The sequence below is a fragment of the Coleofasciculus sp. genome (assembly GCF_046539235.1).
Lineage (GTDB): Bacteria > Cyanobacteriota > Cyanobacteriia > Cyanobacteriales > Coleofasciculaceae > Coleofasciculus.
In genome coordinates this window covers 1-3,607 of the sequence record NZ_JBKHHI010000552.1, presented here as the reverse complement: position 1 = coordinate 3,607, position 3,607 = coordinate 1, and the positions used below count along the sequence as shown (strand labels likewise).

The 3,607-nt window shown below is 45.7% G+C and carries 1 protein-coding gene and 1 pseudogene; both read left to right on the top strand.

Features of this window, described 5'->3' with window-relative positions; translation table 11 throughout:
- Positions 1-278: 278 nt before the first annotated feature.
- Positions 279-1,277 (top strand): annotated as a pseudogene (locus ACLFWI_RS28410) (cache domain-containing protein); the annotation flags it as partial.
- 33 nt (positions 1,278-1,310) lie between these two features.
- Positions 1,311-3,539, top strand: coding sequence for an adenylate/guanylate cyclase domain-containing protein (locus tag ACLFWI_RS28405; protein WP_446415719.1), 2,229 nt, complete (start codon positions 1,311-1,313; stop codon positions 3,537-3,539).
- Positions 3,540-3,607 lie beyond the last annotated feature (68 nt).

Genomic DNA, 3,607 nt, shown 5'->3' with positions numbered 1-3,607 from the left:
CCAGTCCTGTCTCTGGCAATCCCTGACTTCAACGAAGTAAGTCAGGGTTGTTGAATAGAGATACTATAGGATTCCTTTGGGAAAATCAATCGAGGAGTCCCGACTTGGCATTTGTCTAGGAAGACAGAGATTTATCCACTTTAGCGATACTTTAGGGATAGTGAAGTTTTTGGTACAAAAGGAAGTAGCTTTTCGCTTTGATGATGCAACGCCAGAAAACCTGATGAATCAAATCGACGAGTTTATACAGTGTTATCGATGTAGGTAATCCTTGACCCATGTTACTGCCAACCGTTACCCGTCAGCTTGTCAAAGGCGCTAAACGCAGTCAAAAGATGCCATTGCGCGTGGTTCTGGTGGTTCCCTTTCTGCTCCAGATTTTTGCGGCGGTGGGGTTGACTGGATATCTCTCCTTTCGCAATGGACAGCAGGCGGTTGACAATCTGGTTACGCAGTTACAGACCGAGGTTAGCGATCGCATCGTACAACATGTCGATAGTTATCTGGAAACGCCTCATCTAGTCAACCATGTTCTCGCTAATGCGGTGCGTCGGGGTCAGGTACTCCCTCAGGATCAGCCCAGTGAGCGCTATCTGTGGCAACTCGTACAGATTACCCAGTCTATTAATACCATTCAGTTTGGCAGCGAGCAAGGGGAGTATATTGGCGCAGGCTATACCCAGGATAGCCGCTTAGTGCTGAAAGTTGCCGATCAATCAACCAACCATAACTTTCATACCTACACAACCGACAGCCAAGGAAATCGTCAGCAACTGCTAGATAGTCGCACTAATTATGACCCTCGCCTTCGCCCTTGGTATCAAGAGGCGGCTTTTAAAGGTAAAACGGTTTGGAGTCCTATTTATGTCATGTTTAGTCATTCTCGGTTAGGGATTACCTTAGCTGAACCGGTATACAACGACAAGGATAAATTATTAGGAGTCGTTGGTACTGATATTTTACTATCAGAAATTAGTCAATTTCTCAACAACTTAAGAATTGGGCAAACCGGACAAGCTTTTATTATCGAACGCTCCGGGTTATTGGTTGCCAGTTCTACCTCAGAACAGCGATTTATTCAGGATGGTGATAAAACACAGCGCCTATTAGCCACCCATAGCCGCGATCCCTTGATTCAATTAACCGCGCAGTATTTAAGCCAAAACGTTGACACCTTAGACCAGATTAATCAAAGCCAACAGCTAACCTTTAATCTAAACCGCGATCGCTATTATTTACAAGTCACCCCTTTCCAGGATAATCACGGCTTAGAGTGGCTGATTGTGGTGGCGATACCGGAAGCAGATTTCATGGAACAAGTCCATGACAATACCCGTACCACGATTAGCTTATGCTTCGCGGCGTTTGTTGTAGCAACTGGGTTAGGAATCTTCACCGCCAGACGGATTACCCAGCCGATTACCCAGTTAAGCATAGCGGCGGCGAAAATTGCCCAGGGAAAATTTAACCAACAGGTAAAAGTCGATAGCAAAATTCCGGTTCGGGTGCATGAACTCGAAATTTTAGCTCAATCCTTTAACCAAATGAGTCAACAGTTATACTCTTTCTTTACCGCCCTAGAAAAAAATCAAACTGAGTTAGAGTCACGAGTTGAGCAACGCACCGCCGCCTTACGCCTGTCTGAAGAAAAGTTTGCTCTGGCTTTTCGCTCATCCCCGAACCCAATTACGATTACCACTCTGGCTGAGGGAACGTTTATTGAGGTAAATGAAAGCTTTCTCAAGATTACTGGATATGACCTAGAGGATGTGATTGCTCATACTTCCATTGAACTGAATTTTTGGGTTGAACCCCAAGAACGAACCCGAATCCGTAGCCTATTACAAAAGACAGGAGCTATTCGGGAGCAAGAGTTTAATTTTTATACTAAATCAGGTCAAGTGAGAACGGGATTATTATCCGCAGAATTAATTACCATTGGCGAAGAAGAATGCATACTGGCAGTAATTAATGATATCACTGAACGCAAACAGGCTGAACAACGAGTTGAGTTACTGCTGACAATTAGTCAAGCGATTAATGCCGCCGCCGATTTTCAAGCTGCCTTAGAAATCGCCCTGCATCAAGTGTGTCAAACCACAGGCTGGATTTATGGCGAAGTCTGGATTCCGGCGACGGACGGAATGGCATTAGAATGTAGCCATCGTTGGTATTACAAACAGACCGAACTTGATCCCGATGTCGCCACCGCCCTGGAACAATTCCGAGAGTATAGTGAAGCCCTAACATTTTTACCCGAAGAAGAAATACCGGGACGGGTTTGGTGTCACGGTGAACCGGAATGGATTAATGATATTGCCACAGAATCCGATGATGTGTTTTTGCGACTAAAATTAGCAACTGAATGTGGTTTGACCTCCGCCTTTGCTGTACCTATTGTTGCACCAGCGACGCCTCAAACCTCTGCCCCTGTTTTAGCGGTATTGATGTTTTTTATGGCAGAAGAACATCAAAATGATAAAAATTGGATTGAGTTGGTGTCCGTCGTATCGGCGCAGTTGGGTCCAGTGATGCAGCAGAAGAAAGCCGAGGCGGAAATGAAGGCACTCTTTGCCGCGATGACGGATATGGTTCTGGTGGTGGATGCCTCGGGTCGTTGTCTGAAGGTAGCACCTACTAATAAAGGAAAATGGTGTAAATCTCCGGGGGACATATTGGGAACAACGCTGTTGGAATATTTTGATTCCAGTCAGGTAGATTTTATTCTCAATAGTATTCGAGAGGCTTTGTTAACTCAAGGTACGGTGAATATCGAGTATTGTATCAATCTGGCAGGAGAGGATATTTGGTTTGCCGCTAATTTGTCACCGCTTTCCGATGATTCGGTGATTTGGGTGGCACGTGATATTACCGATCGCAAACAGGCAGAGGTGGCATTACGGTTAGAACAAGAAAAGTCGGAAAAATTATTACTGAATATTTTGCCCGAACTGATTGCGGAACGGCTAAAACAAGACCAATCAGCGATTGCGGAGCATTTTGATGATGTGACAATTCTGTTTGCGGATATTGTCGGGTTTACGCCGCTATCGGCGCGGTTAAAACCGATTGAATTAGTGAATTTACTCAATCAGATGTTTTCCACATTTGACCAGTTGGCAGAACGTCATGGTTTGGAGAAAATTAAAACCATTGGTGATGCTTATATGGTGGTTGGGGGATTACCCCAGCCGCGGGAAGATCATGCAGAAGCGATCGCGCAGATGGCGTTGGATATGCAGCAGGCGATTACTCAGTTTCAAGCCGAACACAGTGAGTCGTTGCAAATTCGGATTGGAATTAATACCGGATCAGTGGTGGCGGGGGTGATTGGGATTAGAAAGTTTATCTATGATTTGTGGGGAGATGCGGTGAATGTCGCCTCACGGATGGAATCGTCGGGAGAACCGGGAAAAATACAAGTCACAGAGACGACATACCAGAGATTACGGGACAAATTCCAGTTTCAGGAACGAGGTGCGATCGCGGTTAAAGGGCGCGGCGAGATGACAACCTATTGGCTGATGGGAAAATGTTGACAGGATAGGGGATTGGCGTAGGGGCTTGGTAACCAATGGCGTAGGGGCTTGGTAACCAATGGCGTAGG